Consider the following 21,857-nt stretch of genomic DNA (forward strand, 5'->3'; position numbering starts at 1 on the left):
GCTGCGCAGGCGCTCATGCCACCCCGACCTGGCTTCAGGACGCCACGGTTGAGCCCCGATCCATGACGGTATCCAGGTTGTCGCCGTCGCCCTCGTAGTCTTCGTGCTGGCCATCCCAGTAGGTGTGACCTTTGTCGACGAAGTAATCCCACTCGTCGCTGCGGTACTCGAAGATGCTCGTGTCGTCCGGCGCATCGCGCTGGCCGTAGCTGTGCATGTACTCGTCGAGGAATTCGAAGCGCTGCAGGCCGTCGTCGGTGAGCAGGTCGTCACCTTCTAGGTCGGTGAACAGGTCCTTGAGGCTGTCGCGGTAGTCGTCGAGTTTGTTGTTGTACTTGATGTCCTCGATGATGCTGAAGGGCAGGGTGGCGAGGGTCAGCGCGGCGGATATCCAGAACATCGGGCCGACCGCGGCGCGGGCGAAGCTGAGCTTGGCCAGGGCGCCGGCCGAGGCGGCGCCGCCGCCCACGCCGAAGGCACCGGCCGCCACGGTGATGGCGCCCTGGGCGATCATCGCCTTGTCGCCCGAGTCGGCGCCTTTCTTGATCATCAAGCCGCCAAGCACCGCATCGGCCACGCCGACGAAGGTGTTGGCACCGGCGTCCAGCACGCGCAGGAAGGCGCCCGCGCCGCGGCTGAAGGCGTTGGAGTCGGCGAGCACAGGCGTGCCGCTGAAGCCTTCCTTCATGCCCTTGATGACCTGCTTGTAATCGTCCGTGGACAGGTTGAGCCTGTCGGCCATCTTGGCGTCATCAGCCAGCGGTGCGCTGCTCAGCAGCTCATCGAGGTTGCTCTGGAAGCGCGCACCGATTTCCGAGGTGAACGGCCGGTTCTCGGGCAGGCCCTTGCCGAAGATCTCCGGCAGGGATTTGTCCAGGCCAAGCATGGCGTTGAGGTGGCTGCCATTGACCTTGTCGATGATGTTGGTGCCCAGGTTGACGAAATGCTGGCTGGCCCCGAAGAAGGCGACCATTTCCTTGGCGATGGCCAGGCGTTCCTCGGGGGTGCCGCCGAGCTTGCCGCCGGCCATCTGGTAGATGCCCGAGGCCAGGGATATCAGGCCGCCCGTCGAGCCCAGGGCGCCGTTGCTGTTCAGCACGCTGACGGCGGACAGCATGCCGCCGTCGGTCTTTTCGTTGAGCGCCTTGTAGACGTCCTTCTTCATCAGCTCGTCGATGTCGCTCTGGGTGACTTCGCCGTTCTTGATGAAGCGGTCGCCCAGTTCCTGCAGCGCCTTGCCGAAATCCTTGGCGGTCTGCTTGTCGCCGAGGAATTCATTGACGAATTTGTCGAGGCTTTCGGCGGTACGCCGCGGCAGGTCGACACCGGCTTTCTTCAGGGCGGTGAGTACGGTCTTGACCACGTCCTGGGTGGCCAGGGCGAGGTTGTCATCGTTGATCAGCTCGGGATTGGCCATGAGCTTGTCGAGGTCGACGATGGTGGCGTCGAGCTGCAGCTTCTGGGCGAACTCGGCGGCCTTTTCCGGGTTGGCGATGGCCAGTTGCGCGTAGGTTTCGCGGATGTCGGCGGCGGCCAGGTCGTCTTTGCCGTCGGCCTGCAGGTCGCGGATGTGCTTGACGTAATCCTCGCTGAAGGCCATGTCCTCGAGTTTCCTGGTCACCTCGTCCTTGTTGGGCAGGGCGTCGAGGGCGCTTTTCTGGGCGTCGAGAAAATCCTTCTGCACGGCTTCGCTGGAGAACAGCGTGGTGAGCTGCTCGTCGACCTTGCGGCCGTCGATGATGGTTTCGAAATCCTCACCCTTGGTACCGCTGGTGCTCTGGCCCTTGCTGATGTCCAGGGTGACCATGTCCAGGCCGCCCTCCAGCGTCCCCTGGGCGCGCAGGGCGCGGTACATCTTGGCGCGGTCGTCGTCTTCCTTGATGGAGCCGTCTTCGATGCCTTTCTTCCAGCCGTCGATGACCTTTTGCCAGGTCAGCTCGCTGACCGTGAGCGAGCGTTTGCTGTCCTTGGGGTCTTTCTCGCGGGTTGCCATGCTGCCGATATCCAGTTCGCCGGTGCTCGGTAGATCGCTGTCGCCACGGGCATCATCGACCATCTCGAGGTTGTTGCGGCGGCCCTGGTCTTCGGCGACCAGGCGGTCGTACAGGGTGGGATTGAGTTCGCGGGAGACGATGACCTTGCGGCTCTTGTCGCCGTCGAAGATTTCAGCGCGCACGTAGCCATCGCCGACTTCGCCTTCGGGGCCGATGGTGGCGCCGGCGATCTCCTCGCTGGTCAGGTAATCGTCCGGGTGCAGCATGGCGTAGCCTTCCTTCTCCTGCTCGTTGGCCTTGAGCATGATCTCGGCGGTCTTCTTGAGCTGGGCGAACAGCTCCGGGCTGACGGCGGCCGATACCGCGACCTTTTCGCCGTCCCAGGTTTCGTAGGTGATAAGGCCGTTGTCGCCGACGTTGCCTTCCCAGCGAATGGCCTTGTAGTCGGGGTAGGGCGGCGCCTCGCCATCACGGTCGAGCAGCTTGTAACCGTCGTTCTGGGCACGATCCATGGCACCGCGGGAGTCATCGTTGCTGATGAGCTTTTCCATCTTGCTCAGGTAGTCGAAAAGGCCTGGGTTGTCGTCCTTGTGCAGCACCACCTTGTCGTCGCCGTTGTGATAGCGGATCACCCCGGGGCCCATTTCATCGACCTTGCCAACACCCAGGCCGCTGTAGGGCGGCCAGGTCTCGTTGTCGCTGGCGCGGCGGTAGCCGTCCTCCTCGCTGGCCGTAATGCCGTCGAGAGACTCCTTGACGCCGCTGAGCTTGTCGAACATATCGGGGTTGTCGGCCCTGGCGAGCACCACGCCGTCACCGTCCCGGTTGCGGTAGCGGATCACCTCGGGGGAGAGGCTTTCGATGGCCTGGTAATCGCTCACCTTGTCCGGCGCCTTGTCGTCCTTGCCGGCGCGGCGATCACCCTCGGCGGTGGCCTGGTTGAGCGCCTTGAGGGTCTCGAAATCCTTTTTCACCTGCTCGAACAGCGCCGGGGCGGTGGAGCGCAATACGATGATCCGGTCGCCGTTTTGGGTCTCGAAGCGGATGGTGTCGTTGGCCACTTCATTGGCCGGGCCGATGCTCTTGTAGTCGGCGAGGGCGGGCGCCTTGGCATCCGGCGCAGCGGGCTTGTAGTCCTGGCGAGGCTTGGTCTGGGCGAGGGCCAGGTTGGTATCGAAGGTTTTTTCGGAGGAGGACGGCGGCGTTTTCGACAGACGCGGGATGCTGCTCATGGTGGGCTCCATTCGACCAGAGGTATGAGGGTTGCCTGACAACCACGACTCCGGCAGGGAGCCGATACAAGCACGATGGCCGCGGGGGCGCCGCGGCAACCGGGACTGTGCGAGGCGCGGATGACAGATTGATTGCAATCGCGGCCGGGGGAAAAGGCGTGGATATGGCGGCGCTGCAGCGATAGCCAGCGTGGCCGCGGCCAGGAGCAGAAACGGCGGGTGGATGAGGCTCGTCGTGTTTAACAGTTTTTCACAGCGCCTCCGCCCGGCTTGGCGTTAGGGTCTGTCCTACAACCAGGCTCGAGCGGAGGAACCATCATGAGCGTCGAGAATGTCGGGCAACTGAACACGGTGCCGGGGCAGGGTGATCCGGGCCCCGAGTTCGATGCCGCGCTGGCTGGCGCCTGGCAGGGCGAATGGACCCGCCGCGAACAGGCTCGCGACCAGGCAAAGGCCGCCGGTGACGAGGGCCTGGCGCAGCATTACCAGAACGAGCTGGATGTGCTGCAGTTGATGATGCCGGGGGCCACGCCGGGCGAGGTACCGCCGCCGCCGGCGCCCGCCAACCTGGCGCAATTGCCACCGCAGCAGCAGGCGCTGGTCGACCATGACCCCTTGGCATCGCCGCCCGTTACGCCCACCGACGATGTCGCGCGAGACGCCGCGATCGCCGAGGGCAACAGCCTGACCTTCGTCAACGAAGGCGATACGCCGCTGACCATCGAGTTCACCGCCAATGCGGGGCAGGCCGGCATACCCGCCATCACCCTGCAGCCCGGCGAGACGCTGGCGCAGGGCTTCCCCGCAGGCTGGTCCGGCAACTTCCGCAGCACGGCCGGCGACGGCGCCCATGTGACGCTGGGCGAGGTGGCGTTCAATGGCGGCGTTGACGGCAACCAGACCTTCTACGACGTCAGCTACATCGAGGGCAACAATGCCCGCATGACCATCGAACCGAGCGAGGGCGGTGCGACGTCAGGCACCCTGGACGATATCGTCAGCGACGCACCGGATGCCATCAAGGCGCGGGACGAGCACGGCAATGTCTACGGCCTCAAGAAGACCACCACCTCGGAAGTCTTCGATGACCCGGTGATCGACTATTACCGGGCAGCGGTGGGCGAGGGTGAAGGGTACGTCGTGCCCAAGGATGACATCAGCACCCTGGGCACCGGCTCCAACAGCCTGACCGTGCGGGTGGCCTGAGCCTGCGTCTGACCGATCAGACCGGCTGCATCCCCGCCCGCTTGAGCAGCTGCTTGCAGCGTTCGGACAGGTGCACCACGCGCAGGTGCTTGCCGGCCTTGGTGTAGCGCTCGCGCAGGGTCATCAGGGCGGCGATGGCCGAGTAGTCGACGAAGCTCAGGTGGCGGCAGTCCACGGTGACCTGCTCGGGGTCGTTGGCGGTGTCGAACTGGTTGAGAAACTGCGTGGTCGAGGCGAAGAACAGCGTGCCGCGGGGCAGGTAGAGCTTGCTGCCGTCGGCTTCCAGGCGGCTTTCAGCGTGCAGCTCGCGGGCGTGCTGCCAAGCGAAGTTCAGCGCGGCGATGACGATGCCGCACGACACCGCCACGGCCAGGTCGGTGAGCACGGTGATGATGGTCACGGCGACGATCACCAGCACGTCGTTGAGCGGCACCTTGCCGAGCACCCGCAGCGAGGCCCAGGCGAAGGTCTGCTGGGCGACCACGAACATCACCCCGACCAGGGCCGCCAGGGGGATCAGCTCGATCAGCGGCGACAGGAACAGGATGTAGAGCAGGATCATCACCCCGGCGACGATACCGGACAGCCGCCCACGGCCGCCCGAGCTGAGGTTGATCATGGTCTGGCCGATCATCGCGCAGCCGCCCATGCCGCCGCACATGCCCGAGGCGATGTTGGCCGCGCCCAGGGCCACGCATTCGCGGTTCGGGTGGCCACGGCTTTCGGTGATCTCGTCGGTGAGGTTGAGGGTCAGCAGGGTTTCCAGCAGGCCGACCATGGCCATCAATACCGCGTAGGGCAGGATGATCTTCAGGGTTTCCAGGGTCCAGGGAATCTGCGGCAGCGCCGGCACCGGCATATTGCCGGCGATCTTCGCCATGTCGCCCAGGGTATGGGTGGGCAGGTGCAGGAAGTAGGTGAGCAGGCCTACGGTGAGGATCGCCGCCAAGGCCGGCGGAATCGCTTTGGTCAGGCGCGGCAGGATATAGACGATGGCCATGGTCAGTGCCACCAGGCCGAGCATCAGGTACAGCTCGTTGCCGGCGATCCACTGGCCGCCGCGCTGGAAGTGTTCCAACTGGGCGGTGGCGATGACGATGGCCAGGCCGTTGACGAAGCCGAGCATCACCGGGTAGGGCACCATGCGCACCAGCTTGCCCAGGCGCAACAGGCCGAAGGCCGTCATGATCAGGCCGCCGAGCAGCACGGTGGCCAGCAGATACTCGACGCCGTGCTGCACCACCAGGGCGACGATGACCACCGCCATGGAGCCGGCGGCGCCGGAGATCATCCCCGGGCGGCCGCCGAACAGGGCGGTGATCAGGCAGATGAAGAAGGCCCCGTACAGGCCCATCAGCGGGTTGACCTGGGCGACCAGGGCGAAGGCAATGCACTCGGGCACCAGCGCGAACGAGGACGTGAGACCGGCCAGGATATCGGCGCGCAGACGGGCGATTTTCATGGGTTACCTGAATCGAGCAAGACGGACGCCCGGCAGAGGGCGGGGCGTGGCTACGGCCTGTGCGGCCTTGGAGTTGGAAGGCTTGCGATGGTAAGGAATCGCCGTCGCGAAGGCCAGTGTCGGCGATCTGACCGCTGCAGCACGGCGGGGTTTCGCGGCGCCCGGCCCGCTACCGAATCGCACTGCGACCACGCAACGCAGCCGGTAAATGTGGCCTGGCTGGCTTTTGGAGCGACCAATAGGTCTAATTAGCCTTTTTCTCAGGCGCAAGATCGGCAGTAGACTGTCGCCTGCCCAAAAAAACGATGACGAGGTAAACGCGTTGATTATTCACCCTAAAGTTCGTGGCTTCATCTGTACCACCACCCACCCGCTGGGTTGCGAGCGCAACGTGGCCGAGCAGATCGAGGCGACGCGCAAACTGGGCGTGCGTAACGACGGTCCGAAGAAGGTGCTGGTGATCGGCGCTTCCAGCGGCTATGGCCTGGCGGCGCGCATCACCGCCGCCTTCGGCTTTGGCGCCGATACCCTGGGCGTGTTCTTCGAGAAGCCAGGCACCGAAACCAAGGCCGGCACCGCGGGCTGGTACAACTCGGCCGCGTTCGACAAGTTCGCCAAGGCCGAGGGCCTGTACAGCAGGTCGATCAACGGCGACGCCTTCTCCGACGAGGCCCGTGCCAAGGTCATCGAGCTGATCAGGAACGAAATGGGCGGCAAGGTCGACCTGATCGTCTACTCCCTGGCCTCGCCGGTGCGCAAGCTGCCGCAGAGCGGCGAAGTGGTTCGTTCGGCGCTCAAGCCCATCGGCCAGCCGTACAAGTCGACTGCCATCGACACCAACAAGGACGTGATCATCGAGGCGTCCATCGAGCCGGCCAGCGAGCAGGAAATCGCCGACACCGTGACCGTGATGGGCGGCCAGGACTGGCAGCTGTGGATCGATGCCCTGGCTGGCGCCGACGTGCTGGCCGAAGGTGCGCGTACCGTGGCCTTCAGCTACATCGGCACGGAAATCACCTGGCCGATCTACTGGCACGGCGCGCTGGGCAAGGCCAAGCAGGATCTGGACGAGACTGCCCTGCGCCTGGACAGGAAACTGGCCGCTGAAGTCAAAGGTGGCGCCAACGTGGCCGTGCTCAAGTCGGTGGTCACCCAGGCCAGCTCGGCCATCCCGGTGATGCCGCTGTACCTGTCGATGGTCTTCAAGATCATGCAGGAAAAGGGCGTTCACGAGGGCACCCAGGACCAGCTCGACCGCATGTTCCGTGACCGCCTGTATCGCGCCGACGGTGCCCCGGCTGCAGTCGACGAAAAAGCCCGCCTGCGCCTGGACGACTGGGAACTGCGCGACGACGTGCAGGACGCCTGCAAGGCCATGTGGCCACAGGTGACCACCGAGAACCTGTTCGAGCTGACCGACTATGCCGGTTACAAGAAGCAGTTCCTCAACCTGTTCGGCTTCGAGCGCAGCGACGTGGACTACGATGCTGACGTGGCCACCGATGTGCAGTTCGACGTGGTTCAGCTGTAACCCGCGCACTGCCAGCATGCAAAAAGGGACGCCGAGGCGTCCCTTTTTGTTGTCTGCTCGATAAGCCTCAGCTCACCGGCTCGCTGGTGTTGACGTACTCCGGCACCTCGGCCAGTGGCAGGCGGCGGGCCTGTTCGACGCTTACGCCGGGGCGCTTGGGCAGCGCGTCGAGGCGCTGCGGCTGGCCGGTCTCCAGGGCGCGCTCGATGGCCTCGAGCACGCGCACGTCGCGCCAGCCTTCGTCGCCATCGGGCTCCGGCTCGCGGTTCTGGATGATGCAGTCGGAGAAGTACTGGGTCTCCCCGGCGAACTGGTCGACCACTGGATGCTCGTGCTCGGTGGTTTCACCGTCGATGGTGGCGCGGTAGCTGATCGCCGTGCCTTCGCCGAAGCCGAAGCTGGGCGAGGCCTCGAACTCACCCTTGCTGCCGATCACCTGCAGGCGTTCGGTACTGGGCAGGCTGTAGCTCACGGTGAACACCGCCATGCGTTCCTCGGCGAAGCGCATGGTCACGGTCACGGTGTCCGGCGTGTTGATTTCGCGGCCGGGGGTCTGCACGGCCACGGCGCGCACTTCCAGGGGCTCGTCATCGAACAGGTTGCGCACGGCGTTGATCGGGTAGGGGCCCATGTCGGTCACCGGGCCGGCCCAGTAGCCGCTCTGCATACGGTGGTTGGCCGGGTCGACGGTTTGCGTGAAGGTAGCGGTGAACAAGCGCGGGTCGCCGATATCGCCGGCGCGGATACGGTGGATCATCTCCACGGTACCGGGTTCGAAATGCAGGCGGTAGGCGATCATCAGCTTGGCGCCCGAGCGTTCCGCGGCTGCGGTGATGGCCTTGCAGTCTTCCTCGCTGGTGGCCATGGGCTTTTCCAGCAGCACGTGAATACCGGCATCCAGCGCCGGCTCGGCGAATTCACGGTGACGGAAGTTGGGGGTGGCCAGGTAGATGGCGTCGATCTCGCCCGAGGCGAGCAGGGCGGGGAAGTCCTCGTAGCGGTAGCTCTTGATGTTGTAGAGCTTTGCCAGCTTGTCGGCCTTGATCGGGTCGCCGGTGACCAGCGCGGTGATCACCGAGTTGTCGGTCTGGCCGACGCCGGGCATGAAGGCGCCCTGGGAAATCCAGCCGCCGCCGACCACCGCGTAACGAACCTTGCGTTGAGCATCAGGCATTTCATCAACTCCTCTGCAACGCCGAACCGCATTGTCCGGCCTGTATTCAATCGGCAGGCGCGGCGACATGAAGTTCACGCAAAGCGCCTGTCGGTCTGCCCGCCCGCGACCTTTGCCCGACCCATGAAATCATCGCGACGATCCGCTGTCTGTATGCCGGCACGCCATCCGGCGTTGCTGTTCTGTGGTTAATGGAGTGTTGCGATGAAAGCCCTGATTTCCACCCTGTTGCTCGCTGCCGCCCTGCCGGCACTGGCCGACTCGGCTGCCAACCCACGGTGCGAAGCGAAGGCGGCGAACATCGAAAGACAGCTCCAGGCCGCCTGGGCCGAAGGCCATACGGAAAAAGCCAAGGGGCTCAGTGCCGCCCTGCAAGGCGTGCGCGACAACTGCTCGGACCAGAAGCTGATGCGTGAACTGGAAGCCAAGGTCAACGAGGCCCGCGAGGAGATCCGCGAGCGTGAGGCCGACCTGCGTGAAGCCGAACTGGCAGGTGACCCGAAAAAGATTGCCAAACGCCAGGCCAAGCTGGACGAAGCGCTGGAGGAGTTGAAGGCCGCCGAGGCCGAGTTCGCTCGCTGAGGTGGCTGCTGCAAGGAAAAGCCCTGCCAGTCAGGGCTTTTTGCTCAGGGCGGCGTTGGCTAGAGCCGCTCGAAGCGATAGGGCGTCGGGTCGACGATAGGCGTGGTGCCGCACAGCAGGTCGGCGGCCAGTTGCCCGGCAGCCGGCGAGGTGCCGAAGCCGTGGCCGGAAAAGCCGGTTGCCAGGCTCAGGCCGGGCAGCTTCGCGACCGCGCCGATCACCGGGTTGGAGTCCGGGGTGATGTCGATGACGCCAGCCCAGCTCTGCTCGATCCGGGCGTTGGCGAACATCGGCCAGGCAGCGACCAGGTTGCGCAGCGCCTCGGCATTGAGCGACGGGTTGGCGGCCGGATCGAGGGTGCGCACCTTCTCGAACGGCGTGACGGAGCTGCCTTTCCAGCTGCGCGCCAGGGCCAGGTCCTTGAAGAACGCCTTGCCGAACGACACCCGCAGGAAATCACGCTGCGCCTTGAGCTGGGGCAGGTAGCGCAGGCCGATCAGCAGGTGATCGAGGGTCAGGTGCGCATCGAGGGCGCCGCGCTGGGTGACGATGAAACCGCCATCCTTGTGGCGGCGGAACGAGAAGTCCGGTGCGCCCAGGGCGATCTCGGTCGGCCCGTCCATTGGCCCCGTGCGCATCACCGAACAGGTCAGCGGCAGGGTCGGCAGGTCGATGCCGTGGTTGCCGAGAAAGCGTCGCGACCACATGCCACCGGCCAGCAGCACCTGTTCGCAACGTATTTCGCCGCGCTCGGTCAGCACGCCGCTGACGCGCCCAGCGCTGGTGACCAGGGTGCGCACCGCGCAGTTCTCGATGATCAGCGCGCCCTTGGCCATGGCCGCCTTGGCGATGGCACTGGAGGCCAGGGTCGGCTCCGCGCGGGCATCGGACGGCGTGTAGATGCCACCGGCCCACTGGCCTTGGCCGCCGGGCGCCATCTTGGCGATTTCCGCGGCGCTGACCAGCCGCGAGTCCAGGTCCAGGGAGGCGACCGATTTCAGCCAGCCGTCGTGCATGGCCATCTGTGCATCGTTACGGGCGACGAACAGGATGCCGGCCTGGCGGAAGCCGACGTCCTGGCCAACCCGCTCGGGCATCTGCTGCCACAGCCGCTCGGCGGCCAGGGCCAGGGGAATGTCGTGCATGTGGCGGTTGGTCTTGCGCACCCAGCCGAGGTTGCGCGAGGACTGCTCGGCGGCGATGCGGCCTTTTTCCAGCACCACCACCGGGATGTTTCGCTCTGCCAGGGTCAGGGCCGCGGTGAGGCCGATGATGCCCCCACCGATGATGACCACGGCGCTGCTCGAGGGAAACTCGGTGGAGGTTTGTACGGGCTCTATTCGAGGTGACATGAAGAGCACTCAACAGTAAGGGGGATGACGTGACCGGAAACCTGGCTCACTGAGCCAGGTTGATCTTCTTCACGTCGGCGCGCGAGGCGCCGCGGAAGGCGGTCAGCTCCAGTTCGACCTTGTAGACGGTCGAGCCCAGGGGCGGGCAGGTCACGGTCGAGGCCGGGTCGATGCCGCGAAACTTCTCGCCGACGATGGTCATCACCGCCGGTACGTCCTGCGGGTTCTGGATGAACACGCGCGAGCACACCACGTCGGCCAGGCTGGCCTCCACGGCGGCGAGTGCCGACTCGATGTTGGCGAACACCTGGTGGGTCTGCTCGGCCAGGTCCTCGGAAATTTCCTTGCTGTGTGGATTGCGGCCGGCGGTGTTGGACACGAAGATCCAGTCGCCCACCGCGACCACGCGGGAGTAGCTGCCCATGTCTTCGTACCTGGAACCGGTTTTGACTTTGCTGATGGTGGTCATGGCGTAGGGTCCTTGAAAGGATTGAGGGGGTTAGCGAAGGGCCGGGGTTTCCCAGAGGTTGAGCTTCACGCCGATGCCCAGCTCGAGGGCCTTGCGGTACACCACGGTGCCCCAGGCCACGTCCTCGACCGGCATGCCACCGACCGACATGATGATGATTTCCTCGTCGTTACGACGGCCGGGCGCTTCGCCGGCGATGATCTTGCCGATGTCTTCGAGCTGATCGAGGGTCAGCTTTCCTTCCTCGAGCATGTCCATGAAGCGCACGCCGATCACCGGCACATGGTTGTGGGCAGGCTTGGGCAGTTCCGCGTACCAGGCCTGGTACAGGCCGACGTTGTCGAGTACCTTGCGTACGTCCGCCCGTTCCATGCCGGCGTCGATGTTGCAGCCGGCCGGCATGGCCAGGAAGGCACCGGGCTTGACCCACTCGCGCTTGACCAGCGGGTATTCGCTCGGGTCGCCGGTGCGGCCGGAAGTGCAGTAGGTCACCAGGTCGGAGCCGCGCACCACCGCTTCGATGCTGTCGACCACCTCGATGGTGGTGATCTGCGGGTAGGTGTCCTGCACCCAGCCGATGAAGTCGTCGAGGCTCTTCTGGCTGCGACCCTTGAGCTTGAGGGTGTCGATCAACGGGCAGACGGCAATGAAGGCGGCCAGCGTGGTCTTGCCCATCACGCCCGGGCCGAGCAAACCGACGACGCGAGCGTCCTTGCGCGCCAGGTGGCGCGCGCCGACGCCTGGAATCGCCCCGGTGCGATAAGCCGACAGCAGGTCGGCCGACATGTGCGCCAGGGGCGCGCCGGTGTCGACGTCATTCAAGGTGAACATCAGGATCGAGCGCGGCAGCCCCTTCTCGCGGTTCTCGACGTTGGAGCCGTACCATTTCACCCCGGCGGTGCGGAAGCTGCCACCCAGGTAGGCGGGCATCGCCATCATGCGGCGGTCGGCAGCATGGCGCGGCATGTCGGGAAACGGCGAATCCTCGGGGAAACAGACCAGGGCGCCGTGGGAGTCGTTGTTGGCGCCGGCCATTCGGTAGTCGCCCTTGTAGAGCAGGTCGAACACCTCTTCCATGGTATTGACGCAGGCGAGCATGTCGGTCACCCCGGCGCGGATCATGTCCTGCTCGGAGAGGTAGAGGAAGTCGATTCTTGTTTGAGTTGTCATGGCATTTCTCGAGTCGGAGGTGCGGGCCTGGCACAACGTGGAGCGGCGTTGCAGCAGCAATCGGTTTCGCCGGGCTCGAATGAGCGCAGCCAGAACCCGTAGCGCCAAATCGATGGTAGGTAAGTCGCCCGAGTGCCCGTTATCCCAAATCGGCCACTGTTGCGGCCGGGATCGGGTCTGCAATGCACAGTTTTGGGGCGGGGGCTGGCGAGGCAGTGAGTCGCATCGTTGGTACGGCGTGGCGGCGCCCGGAGGCGAGCAGCACGGAATCTCGCCAAGCAGGCCTGGCGAGCGCGGCGGGAGAGGGGAAGCGCGGCAGGCCGCGAATGACAGGGAAGCCGAGGCGCAAGCAGGACGCTTGCGCCTCGTGGGGCGGGTCAGGTTCTGAAGCGGCCCACCAGGCCGTTGAGTTCGCCGGAGAGGGTCTCCAGGCGCTGCGAGTCGCTGCGCGCCGAGTGGGCCAGCTCCTCGACCAGCTGGGCATCGGTGTGGATCTGCGCGATATGCCGGTTGATGTCCTCGGCCACGTGGTGCTGCTCCTCGGCGGCGGTGGCGATCTGATTGTTCTGGTCGCGGATCTCGTCCACCGAGGTGCGGATCTGCTCGAAGCTGTCGCGGGCCTGCTGGATGCGTTCCACGCTTTGCAGCGACATGCTCAGGCTGCTCTGCATCTGCTTGGTCACGTCCTGGGTACGGCGAGCCAGGCCACCGAGCAGACCGTCGATTTCCCCGGTGGAGTCGGCGGTACGCTTGGCCAGCGCGCGGACTTCGTCGGCGACCACGGCGAAGCCACGGCCTTGTTCGCCTGCGCGCGCCGCCTCGATGGCCGCGTTGAGGGCCAGCAGGTTGGTCTGCTCGGCGATCGAGCGGATGGTGTCGAGGATGGCGTTGATGTTCTTGCTGTCCTGCTCGAGCACCTGCATGGCCTGGGCGGATTTCTGCAGGTTCTCGCTGAGCTGGGTGACGCTGCCGGTGGCGTCGTCGATCTGCAGCTGGCCATCATGGACCTGGCGCTGACCGGCGTCGGCGGACGATGCGGCATTGCTGCAGGAACGGGCCACTTCGTTGGCGGTGGCGACCATCTCGTTGAAGGCGGTGGACACCAGTTCCACCGCTTCACGCTGGCGGCCGGCGGCATCGTTCATGTCGCGGGCCACACGGGTGCTGGCGTCCGAGGCGGTCTGCAGATCCGCCGAGGCGCTGCCGATGCGTTGCACCAGGGTGCGGATGGCCCCCAGGAACTGGTTGAACCAGCGCGCCAGCAGGGCGGTTTCGTCGTTGCCGCGCACGTCCAGGCTGCGGGTCAGGTCGCCTTCGCCCTGGGCGATGCCTTCCAGGCCGCCGGCCACGCTGCGGATCGGCTTGACGATCAGGCCGGCGAAGCTGGCGCCGACGATGGCGAACAGCACCGCCAGCACCGCGGCGATCACCGCGATCTGCCAGGTCAGGCTGGTGGCCTTGGCCATCACCTCGCTGCGCTCGATCAGGCCGATAAAGCGCCAGCCGAGGCTTTTCGACGACCAGACGTTGGCCATGTAGGGCACGCCGCCCAATTCGACCTCGACCAGGCCGCTCTCGACTCCGGCCAGCTCCGCGTAGCCGTCGCCCAGTTCGCTGATCAACTTGAAGTTATGTTCCGGGGTACGCGGGTCGACCAGCACGTTGCCGTTGCTTTCCAGCAGCATCAGGTAGCCGCTTTCGCCGAGCTTGATCTGCTTGACCAGTTCGGTGAGCTGCTTGAGCGACACGTCCAGGCCCACCACACCGGTCGGTTGGCCCTGCTGACCATCGACGGTACGCACGGTGCCCATCAGCACCACGTCATCGGGCGCCCAGTAGTAGGCGGCGGTGCGCACGGTCTTGCCGGGCGCGGCCATGGCGGCCTTGTACCAGGGCCGTACACGCGGATCGTAGCCGCTCAGCTTGGCGTCATCCGGCCAGGAGGCGTAGCCGCCGTCGGCCTTGCCGAGCGACAGGTAGGCGGTGCTCGGGTGGCTGGCGGCGAACTGGCCGAACATCTCCAGAAACGCCTTGCCCTGCTCGGTCTGCGCGATGGTCGCCGCGTCGGCACCCGAGTAGTCCTTCAGTGCGCCGGCGTTACGTACGACCGGGTGCTTGGCCAGGTACTCGACGTTTTGGGCGATGGCGTCGAAGAACTGGTTCATGGCGTTTTCGATCTGCCTGATCTCGCGGCTGCTGCTGTCCAGGAAGTCGTCCCGCGCCTGATCGCGCAGGTTGACCACCACCACGACGGCGACCAGTACGACGGGCACACAGGCAATGGCCGCGAAGGCCCAGGTGAGTTTCTGTTTGATGTTCACGGTGGTTCCTGCAGGGTCGTAAAGCGTTTTTGTTGGGTTTTTACAGCTTAGAAGCAGGCAGAAAGGGTCGTTGGCGAATTTGTAGTCGTTGTAGACACTGAATCGGCGTGGCCGATACAAACTTGAGCGCCTGCCCATCACGTTTTTCGCGTGACGGGCGGGCCTTGGAGGCGGGGGAGGGGGACGGGAAGGATCAGGTTCTGAAGCGGCGAACCAGGCCGTCGAGTTCGCCGGAGAGGGTCTCCAGGCGCTGCGAGTCGCTGCGCGCCGAGTGGGCCAGCTCCTCGACCAGCTGGGCATCGGTGTGGATCTGCGCGATATGCCGGTTGATGTCCTCGGCCACCTGGTGCTGCTCTTCCGCAGCGGTGGCGATCTGGCTGTTCTGGTCGCGGATCTCGTCCACCGAGGCGCGGATCTGCTCGAAGCTGTCACGGGCCTGCTGGATACGCTCCACGCTCTGCCGCGACATGCTCAGGCTGCTCTGCATCTGCCTGGTCACCTCCTGGGTGCGCTTGGCCAGGCCGCCGAGCAGGCCGTCGATTTCCCCGGTGGAGTCGGCGGTACGTTTGGCCAGCGCGCGCACCTCGTCGGCGACCACCGCGAAGCCGCGGCCCTGTTCGCCTGCGCGCGCCGCCTCGATGGCCGCGTTGAGGGCCAGCAGGTTGGTCTGCTCGGCGATCGAGCGGATGGTGTCGAGGATGGCGTTGATGTTCTTGCTGTCCTGTTCCAGCACCTGCATGGCCTGGGCGGATTTGTGCAGGTTTTCGCTGAGCTGGGTGACGCTGCCGGTGGCGTCGTCGATCTGCAGCTGGCCATCATGCACCTGGCGCTGGCCGGAGTCCGCCGAGCTGGCCGCCTGGCTGCAGGAGCGGGCCACCTCGTTGGCAGTGGCGACCATCTCGTTGAAGGCGGTGGACACCAGCTCCACCGCTTCGCGCTGGCGCACGGCGGCGTCGTTCATGTCCAGGGCGACCCGGGTGGTGGCGTCGGAGGCGCCCTGCAGATCCGCCGAGGCGCTGCCGATGCGTTGCACCAGGGTGCGGATGGCCCCCAGGAACTGGTTGAACCAGCGCGCCAGCAGGGCGGTTTCGTCGTTGCCGCGCACGTCCAGGCTGCGGGTCAGGTCGCCTTCGCCCTGGGCGATGCCTTCCAGGCCGCCGGCCACGCTGCGGATCGGCTTGACGATCAGGCCGGCGAAGCTGGCGCCGAGGAGCGCGAACACTACCGCCAGCACCGCGGCGATCACGCCGATCTGCCAGGTCAGGCGGGTGGCCTTGGCCATCACTTCGCTGCGCTCGATCAGGCCGATAAAGCGCCAGCCGAGCTGCTCGGACGACCAGACGTTGGCCATGTAGGTCACGCCGTCGAGTTCGACTTCGGCGAAGCCGCTGCTCACCCCGGCCAACGCGCGGTAGCCGTCACCCAGCTCATCGAGGCGCTTGAAGTTGTGGGCCGCATCCCGTGGGTCGACCAGCACGTTGCCGTTGCTTTCCAGCAACATCAGGTAGCCGCTTTCGCCGAGCTCGATCTGCTTGACCAGGTCGGTGAGCTGCTTGAGCGACACGTCCAGGCCAATGGCGCCCACCGGCTGGCCCTGGGCGTCGTCGAGGCTGTGCACGGTGCCCATCAGCACCACGTCATCGGGCGCCCAGTAGTAGGCCGGGGTGCGCACGATATTGCCGGGCGTGGCCATGGCAGCCTTGTACCAGGGGCGCTGGCGCGGGTCGTAGCTATTGAGCTTGGGGTCATCGGGCCAGACCAGGTAACCGCCGTCCTGGTGGCCCACCTGCAGGTAGGCGGTGGTCGGATGGCTGGTCGCGAACTGGTTCAGCCCATGCAGCAGCGCCTGGTTGCTGGCTGGCAGCGGCATCTGCGCGGCATCGGCAGCGGTGTAGTTCTTCAGGTTCTCGGTGGTGCGCAGCAGATCGCTCTTGGCCAGGTATTCGACGTTCTGGGCGATGGCGTCGAAGAACTGGTTCATCGCATTGTCGATCTGGCGAATCTCCCGGCTGCTGCTGTCGAGAAAGTCGTCCCGGGCCTGCTCGCGCAGGTTGATGACGACCACCATGGCGACCAGCACCACGGGCACGGAGGCGATGGCCGCAAAGCCCCAGGTAAGTTTTTGTTTGATGTTCACGGGTGGTTCCTGCTCGGGCAAGGGATGTTGTTATTGAGGCGAGGGCAGTAGGGGCGGTGGATGCTGGCTCGGGGCCACTTCCATCAACGGGTCGAGCGTACCTTAATGGTATGTGGTATGCCAAATGCGTAGGTGGAACGAGGTTACTCCCAAGTGCCGAGGTCCGGGTTGGCCGCTGTACCAGCCTTGTACGGGCTGGCCTTGTGCCTTGGTCGAGCTGTATGCAGGCCTGGCCATCGGCGTTCTGCTTTCAGCGCTCGATGGGCAAGCGCAGAACGGGCCATACGCCGGGGTTGGAGATCGGGCTCCTGGGGCTGTGTGCGGGTGTAGAAACGCGGCAGTTCCTACAGCTGCGCGGCGCTCCTGCGCTCGCGTGCGCTGGCGTAAACGAACACCGCCACGAACAGGACGCTGAGCAGTACCACGATGGTTGGCCCCGGTGCGCTGTCGATAAAGAAGCTCAGGTACACGCCACTCACCGCCGCGCCGACGGCGATGGCCACCGCGGTGAGGAGCATGGCGCCCATGGTGCGGGTGAGCAGGAAGGCGATGGCGCCGGGGGCGATCAGCAGGGCCACGGTGAGCACGATGCCGATGGCCTTGAGGGCACCGACGATGGTCAGCGACATCACCGCCAGCAGGCCGTAGTGCAGCAGGCCCACCGGCAGGCCGACGGTGCGCGCCTGCACCGGATCGAAGGCGTGCAGGAGCAGGTCGCGCCATTTCAGGCCGATGAAGGCGCTGACCGCCAGGGCGATCAGGCCGCTCTCCAGCAGATCGGCCCAGCCGATGCCGAGCATGTCGCCGAACAGGATATGGTCCAGGTGCACGTCACTGTGGATCTGCGTGTAGAGCAGCAGGCCCAGGCCGAACATGCCGGAGAACACCACCCCCATCAGGGTGTCCTGCTTGATCCGGCTGTTCTCCTTGAGATACCCCGCGGCGATGGCACACAGCATGCCGGCCACGAAGGCGCCGAGGGAGTAGGGCAGGCCGACGATATAAGCGACCACGACGCCGGGAAACACGGCGTGGGCAGTGGCGTCGCCCATCAGCGCCCAGCCCTTGAGCACCAGAAAGCACGACAGCAGGGCGGCGGGAATCGCCACTAGCACGGCGATCAGCAGGGCGTACTGCATGAAGTCGATTTGCAGCGGCTGCAGCAGCATCTCCATGCTCATGTCTCCAGCCGGGCTTGGGCGGCGCGGCGGCGCGCCGCCAGCAGGCCATGTTTGGGCGCGAAGCAGAAAGCCAGCAGGAACACGCCGGTCTGCAGCACGATGATGATCGCCCCGGTGGCGCCATCGAGAAAGTAGCTGGCGTAGGCGCCGATAAAGCTGGACAGCCCGCCGATGCACGCGGCGATCAGCAGCAGGCGTTCGAAGCGATCACTGAGCAGGTAGGCGGTGGCGCCGGGGGTGACGACCATGGCAATGACCAGGAAGGCGCCCACCGTCTGCATGGCCGCCACGGTGCAGGCCGACAGCAGGATGAAGAAGATCGCCTTCAGTCGCGTCGGGCTCAGGCCGATGGAGCGCGCGTGGTGCTCGTCGAAGAACACCACCATCAGGTCCTTCCAGCGCAGCGCCAGCACGGCCAGGGTGATGCCGGCAATCAGCAGCAGTTGCAGGGTATCGCCCGGGGTGATGGCCAGGATGTTGCCGAGCACGATGGTCTGGATGTTCACCGAGGTGGGCGACAGCGAGACCATGAACAGCCCGAGGCCGAAGAACGACGAGAAGATCAGGCCGATGATCACGTCTTCCTTGAGCTTGCTGCGCTGGTTGAGAAACAGCATGGCGCCGGCCGCCAAGGTGCCGGCTCCGAATGCGCCGAGGGCGAACGGCAGGCCGAGCATGTAGGCACCGGCGACGCCCGGCACGATGGAGTGGGCCAGGGCGTCGCCGATCAGCGACCAGCCCTTGAGCATCAGGTACACCGAGAGCAGCGCGCAGACCACGCCGACCAGGGTCGAGACCCACATGGCATTGACCATGTAGCCGTAGGAAAAGGGTTCGAGCAGGCTGGACACTATTGATCCTTGTCGTCGACGCGGCCGCGAATGGTCGACTTGCCGTCGTACAGCACCAGCGGGCGTTCGTCGTCGGTAATGATGCCGATCAGCGGCGAGCTGCGCTGGCCTTCGCCGGGCAGCTCGAAGTGGCGCAGCACGCCGCCGAAGGTGCGCTCCAGGTTCTCGCGGGTGAACACCAGCTGGGTCGGCCCGTAGGCGAGCACGGTGCGCGCCAGCAGCACGGTGCGGTCGCAGAATTCCGGCACGCTGCCCAGGTTGTGAGTAGAGACCAGCATCACCCGGCCCTCGTCGCGCAGCTCGCCGAGCAGCCGCACGATGGCGTCCTCGGTCTTCACGTCGACGCCGGTGAACGGCTCGTCGAGCAGGATCACCCGCGAATCCTGGGCCAGGGCGCGGGCCAGGAACACGCGCTTCTTCTGGCCGCCGGACAGCTCGCCGATCTGCCGTGTGCGCAGCTCGCCCATGCCGACCCTGGCCAGGGCGGCATCGACCGCCTCGCGGTCGGCGGCCTTGGGCCGGCGCAGCAGGCCCATATGCCCGTAGCGGCCCATCAGCACCACATCCTCGACCAGCACCGGGAAGTTCCAGTCGACGTCCTCGCTCTGCGGCACGTAGGCGATCAGGTTGCGTTTCAGCGCCTCGCGTACCGGCATGCCCAGTACGCTGATTTCGCCCTGGGCCAGCTTGACGAAGCCCATGATGGCCTTGAACAGGGTCGATTTGCCGCTGCCGTTGACGCCTACCAGGGCGGTGATGCTGCCGCCGGGGCTGCCGAAACTGGCGTCGCGCAGGGCCGTATGGCCGTTGCGGTAGGTGACGCTGATGCCGTCGACGCGGATGCCGTTCAGGCTGTCCTCTTCGTGCAGAGCGTTTGGCATCAGTCGGCCAGCCCGTCAGCGATGGTCTGCGAGGTGACGCGCAGCAGATCGAGGTAGGTCGGCACCGGGCCGCTCGGCTCGCTGAGCGAGTCCACATACAGCACGCCGCCGTATTTGGCGCCGGTTTCCCGGGCCACCTGCTGGGCCGGCGAGGCGGAGATGGTGCTTTCGCTGAATACTGCGGGAATCCGCTTGGCGCGCACCGCGTCGATCACCTTGCGCACCTGCTGGGGCGTGCCCTGCTGGTCGGCGTTGATCGGCCACAGGTACAGCTCCTTGAGGCCGAAGTCGCGGGCCAGGTAGCTGAACGCCCCTTCGCTGGACACCAGCCAGCGGCGCTGTTCGGGAATCGTCTGCAGACGCTCGCGGATCGGCCCCACGGTGGATTTGATCAGCGCCTTGTAGGCCTCGGCGTTGCGCTTGTAGGTGGCGGCGTTGGCCGGGTCGTGCTGGGCCAGGGCATCGCGGATATTGTCGATGTAGATCATCGCGGCATCCGGCGACATCCAGGCATGGGGGTTGGGCTTGCCGCTGTAGGGCCCCTCGGCGATGCCGATCGGCTCGACGCCTTCGCTGAGGGTCACCGCGGGTACGCCCTGCAGGCGCTGCAGGAAGCGCTCGAACCATAGCTCCAGGTTCATGCCGTTACGCAGGATCAGCTGCGCATCGCGGGCCTTGAGGATGTCGCCCGGGGTGGGCTGGTAGTTGTGGATCTCGGCGCCGGGCTTGGTGATCGACTCGACCTCGGCGGCGTCACCCGCCACCTGGCGAGCCATGTCGGCAAGCACCGTGAAGGTGGTCACCACCTTGAATTTGCCTTCGGCGACAGCCAATTGCGGCAGCAGGGCTACCAGAAGGGCGGCGAGCAGGGTGCGCAAGCGGATCCGATCGAACATCTCTATCCTCGTATGGCTTGACCAGTCATGGCGTCGGGCGGGTGGCCCGGACAGGGTTGCCACTCTAGCGACAAAACGACGCTAATGAAAACTATTGTCATTAGAGATTTATTTGTGTTGCCCACAGGCGCCGGCTCAGTCAGCGGCGCGCTTCAGCGTAGCCGGGTGAATCAGTGCATGTGAGCAGCCGCGCGCCTGGCAGGTTCAGACAACCGCGGCGCAGCGCTTGCCCTGAATGCAGACCCCGCGTCAGGCGCGGGGTCGTCGGGGAGGGAAGTGGTTCAGCTGCCGCTCTTGATCCTGGTCCAGGCGCGGGTACGGATGCGTTCGATCTTCTGTGGCAGCGGTTCGACGCTGTACAGCGTCTGCTGCGCTTCGGGCGTCGGCGTCAGGTCGGTGTTCGCGCTGATCGCCTTGTCCACCAGGGGCATGGAGTCCTTGTTCGGGTTGGGGTAACCGAGGAAGTCGCTGATCGGCGCGATCACCTTGGGGTCGAGCAGGTTGTTGAGGAACTCGTGGGCTTCCTCGACGTTCCTGGCGCTCTTGGGAATGGCGAAGGTGTCGAACCAGATCGGCGCGCCTTCCTTGGGCAGACGCCACTCGACCTTGACGCCGTTACCGGCTTCCTTGGCGCGGTTGGCGAACTGGTAGAAGCTGCCCGAATAGCCGATGGCCACGCAGATGTCGCCGTTGGCGATATCGGTCATGTACTTGGCCGAGTGGAAGTAGGTCACGTAGGGGCGCACCTTCATCAACAGCTCGGTGGCCTTCTCGTAGTCGTCCGGGTTGGTGCTGTTCGGCGGCAGGCCGAGGTAATGCAGGGCGATGGGCAGGATCTCGTTGGGCGCATCGAGCATGGTCACGCCGCACTGCTTGAGCTTTTCCATGTTCTCGGGCTTGAACACCAGGTCCCAGCTGTCCACGGGCGCGTTCTCGCCAAGCGCGGCCTTGACCTTGTCGGGGTTGTAGCCGATCAGCACGGTGCCGTACATGTAGGGCATGCCGTACTGGTTGCCGGGGTCGTTGGTCTCCAGCAGCTTGAGCAGCGCCGGGTCGAGGTGCCGCCAGTTGGGCAGCTTGCTCTTGTCAAGCTTCTGGAACACGCCGGCCTTGATCTGGGTGTCGAGGAACATGTTGGACGGCACCACCAGGTCGTAGCCCGAGTTGCCGGTGAGCAGTTTGGCTTCCAGCGCCTCGTTGGTCTCGAAGGTGTCCCAGGTCAGCTTGATGCCGCTGTGCTGCTGAAAGTCCTTGAGGGTCTGCGGCAGCATGTAGTCGGCCCAGTTGTAGACGCGCAGTTCCCGTGCCTCGGCCATGGCGCTGCCGGCCAGCAGCGCAACGCCGCAGAACGTGGCGCCGAACAGACGGTGGAGATTTTTCATGGTTATGTGCTCCGTTGCATGCAGGGTTGTCGGCAG

The 21,857-nt window shown here is 65.4% G+C and carries 16 protein-coding genes and 2 pseudogenes; 3 read left to right on the forward strand and 15 right to left on the reverse strand.

Annotation, left to right across the window (positions count from 1 at the left end):
- Window positions 1-34: 34 nt before the first annotated feature.
- Window positions 35-3,226, reverse strand: a complete 3,192-nt coding sequence (locus K8U54_RS20445) for a hypothetical protein (protein ID WP_249907516.1) — start codon at window positions 3,224-3,226, stop codon at window positions 35-37.
- A gap of 318 nt (window positions 3,227-3,544) precedes the next feature.
- Here K8U54_RS20445 and K8U54_RS20450 point away from each other — a divergent pair, with 318 nt between their 5' ends.
- A complete protein-coding gene (locus K8U54_RS20450) occupies window positions 3,545-4,432 on the forward strand; it encodes a hypothetical protein (protein WP_249907517.1) in 888 nt (295 codons plus the stop codon).
- A gap of 16 nt (window positions 4,433-4,448) precedes the next feature.
- Here K8U54_RS20450 and K8U54_RS20455 read toward each other — a convergent pair whose 3' ends face one another.
- Window positions 4,449-5,894, reverse strand: coding sequence for a SulP family inorganic anion transporter (locus K8U54_RS20455; protein ID WP_249907518.1), 1,446 nt, complete (start codon window positions 5,892-5,894; stop codon window positions 4,449-4,451).
- Window positions 5,895-6,216: 322 nt separating this feature from the next.
- Between K8U54_RS20455 and fabV the strand changes: the two genes are divergently transcribed.
- The gene (gene fabV / locus K8U54_RS20460) at window positions 6,217-7,425 is read left to right on the forward strand and encodes an enoyl-ACP reductase FabV (RefSeq protein WP_249907519.1); all 1,209 of its coding nucleotides are present in this window, start codon (window positions 6,217-6,219) and stop codon (window positions 7,423-7,425) included.
- Between the two features lie 67 nt (window positions 7,426-7,492).
- On the opposite strand, the gene K8U54_RS20465 is transcribed toward fabV, so the two are convergent.
- Window positions 7,493-8,599, reverse strand: a complete 1,107-nt coding sequence (locus tag K8U54_RS20465) for a Gfo/Idh/MocA family protein (RefSeq protein WP_249907520.1) — start codon at window positions 8,597-8,599, stop codon at window positions 7,493-7,495.
- 204 nt (window positions 8,600-8,803) lie between these two features.
- Here K8U54_RS20465 and K8U54_RS20470 point away from each other — a divergent pair, with 204 nt between their 5' ends.
- Window positions 8,804-9,181, forward strand: a complete 378-nt coding sequence (locus tag K8U54_RS20470; RefSeq protein WP_249907521.1) for a DUF1090 domain-containing protein — start codon at window positions 8,804-8,806, stop codon at window positions 9,179-9,181.
- 59 nt (window positions 9,182-9,240) lie between these two features.
- Here the strand turns inward: K8U54_RS20470 and K8U54_RS20475 are convergent, their stop codons facing one another.
- From K8U54_RS20475 to K8U54_RS20520, 12 genes and pseudogenes are all read right to left on the reverse strand, one after another.
- Window positions 9,241-10,533, reverse strand: coding sequence for an NAD(P)/FAD-dependent oxidoreductase (locus tag K8U54_RS20475; RefSeq protein WP_249907522.1), 1,293 nt, complete (start codon window positions 10,531-10,533; stop codon window positions 9,241-9,243).
- Window positions 10,534-10,579: 46 nt separating this feature from the next.
- Window positions 10,580-11,002, reverse strand: a complete 423-nt coding sequence (locus K8U54_RS20480; RefSeq protein WP_249907523.1) for a RidA family protein — start codon at window positions 11,000-11,002, stop codon at window positions 10,580-10,582.
- Between the two features lie 30 nt (window positions 11,003-11,032).
- Entirely contained in the window at window positions 11,033-12,172 is a 1,140-nt protein-coding gene (locus tag K8U54_RS20485; RefSeq protein WP_249907524.1) for a tyramine oxidase subunit B, read from the reverse strand.
- A gap of 377 nt (window positions 12,173-12,549) precedes the next feature.
- On the reverse strand, window positions 12,550-13,317 hold the full coding sequence (locus tag K8U54_RS25445) for a methyl-accepting chemotaxis protein (protein ID WP_434060039.1): 768 nt from the start codon (window positions 13,315-13,317) through the stop codon (window positions 12,550-12,552).
- 138 nt (window positions 13,318-13,455) lie between these two features.
- Window positions 13,456-14,793 (reverse strand): annotated as a pseudogene (locus K8U54_RS25450) (HAMP domain-containing protein); the annotation flags it as partial.
- Complete coding sequence (locus tag K8U54_RS25455) at window positions 14,687-15,454, reverse strand: methyl-accepting chemotaxis protein (protein ID WP_434060040.1); 768 nt, start codon at window positions 15,452-15,454, stop codon at window positions 14,687-14,689. The pseudogene K8U54_RS25450 and the gene K8U54_RS25455, both read right to left, overlap by 107 nt.
- 138 nt (window positions 15,455-15,592) lie before the next feature.
- Window positions 15,593-16,561 (reverse strand): annotated as a pseudogene (locus tag K8U54_RS25460) (cache domain-containing protein); the annotation flags it as partial.
- A gap of 413 nt (window positions 16,562-16,974) precedes the next feature.
- Window positions 16,975-17,805: a metal ABC transporter permease gene (locus K8U54_RS20500; RefSeq protein ID WP_283939383.1), complete on the reverse strand. Its 831-nt coding sequence runs from the start codon at window positions 17,803-17,805 to the stop codon at window positions 16,975-16,977.
- Window positions 17,806-17,807: 2 nt separating this feature from the next.
- Entirely contained in the window at window positions 17,808-18,662 is an 855-nt protein-coding gene (locus tag K8U54_RS20505) for a metal ABC transporter permease (RefSeq protein ID WP_249907528.1), read from the reverse strand.
- Window positions 18,662-19,543: a manganese/iron ABC transporter ATP-binding protein gene (locus tag K8U54_RS20510; protein ID WP_249907529.1), complete on the reverse strand. Its 882-nt coding sequence runs from the start codon at window positions 19,541-19,543 to the stop codon at window positions 18,662-18,664. The genes K8U54_RS20505 and K8U54_RS20510 overlap by 1 nt, the downstream gene beginning before the upstream one ends.
- Entirely contained in the window at window positions 19,543-20,439 is an 897-nt protein-coding gene (locus K8U54_RS20515) for a metal ABC transporter substrate-binding protein (protein ID WP_249907530.1), read from the reverse strand. The genes K8U54_RS20510 and K8U54_RS20515 overlap by 1 nt, the downstream gene beginning before the upstream one ends.
- A 281-nt stretch (window positions 20,440-20,720) precedes the next feature.
- Window positions 20,721-21,821 (reverse strand): polyamine ABC transporter substrate-binding protein, encoded by a 1,101-nt coding sequence (locus K8U54_RS20520; RefSeq protein ID WP_249907531.1) that lies wholly within the window; start codon window positions 21,819-21,821, stop codon window positions 20,721-20,723.
- Window positions 21,822-21,857 lie beyond the last annotated feature (36 nt).

It is taken from the genome of Pseudomonas fulva (assembly GCF_023517795.1).
Lineage (GTDB): Bacteria > Pseudomonadota > Gammaproteobacteria > Pseudomonadales > Pseudomonadaceae > Aquipseudomonas > Aquipseudomonas fulva_D.

Bases quoted from the DNA above. Each gene is read 5' to 3' on its own strand.
- K8U54_RS20445 (WP_249907516.1), bottom strand. From the start codon at position 3,226: ATGAGCAGCATCCCGCGTCTGTCGAAAACGCCGCCGTCCTCCTCCGAA.
- K8U54_RS20450 (WP_249907517.1), top strand. From the start codon at position 3,545: ATGAGCGTCGAGAATGTCGGGCAACTGAACACGGTGCCGGGGCAGGGT.
- K8U54_RS20455 (WP_249907518.1), bottom strand. From the start codon at position 5,894: ATGAAAATCGCCCGTCTGCGCGCCGATATCCTGGCCGGTCTCACGTCC.
- K8U54_RS20465 (WP_249907520.1), bottom strand. From the start codon at position 8,599: ATGCCTGATGCTCAACGCAAGGTTCGTTACGCGGTGGTCGGCGGCGGC.
- K8U54_RS20470 (WP_249907521.1), top strand. From the start codon at position 8,804: ATGAAAGCCCTGATTTCCACCCTGTTGCTCGCTGCCGCCCTGCCGGCA.
- K8U54_RS20475 (WP_249907522.1), bottom strand. From the start codon at position 10,533: ATGTCACCTCGAATAGAGCCCGTACAAACCTCCACCGAGTTTCCCTCG.
- K8U54_RS20480 (WP_249907523.1), bottom strand. From the start codon at position 11,002: ATGACCACCATCAGCAAAGTCAAAACCGGTTCCAGGTACGAAGACATG.
- K8U54_RS20485 (WP_249907524.1), bottom strand. From the start codon at position 12,172: ATGACAACTCAAACAAGAATCGACTTCCTCTACCTCTCCGAGCAGGAC.
- K8U54_RS25445 (WP_434060039.1), bottom strand. From the start codon at position 13,317: ATGAACGATGCCGCCGGCCGCCAGCGTGAAGCGGTGGAACTGGTGTCC.
- K8U54_RS25455 (WP_434060040.1), bottom strand. From the start codon at position 15,454: ATGAACGACGCCGCCGTGCGCCAGCGCGAAGCGGTGGAGCTGGTGTCC.
- K8U54_RS20500 (WP_283939383.1), bottom strand. From the start codon at position 17,805: ATGGAGATGCTGCTGCAGCCGCTGCAAATCGACTTCATGCAGTACGCC.
- K8U54_RS20510 (WP_249907529.1), bottom strand. From the start codon at position 19,543: ATGCCAAACGCTCTGCACGAAGAGGACAGCCTGAACGGCATCCGCGTC.
- K8U54_RS20515 (WP_249907530.1), bottom strand. From the start codon at position 20,439: ATGTTCGATCGGATCCGCTTGCGCACCCTGCTCGCCGCCCTTCTGGTA.
- K8U54_RS20520 (WP_249907531.1), bottom strand. From the start codon at position 21,821: ATGAAAAATCTCCACCGTCTGTTCGGCGCCACGTTCTGCGGCGTTGCG.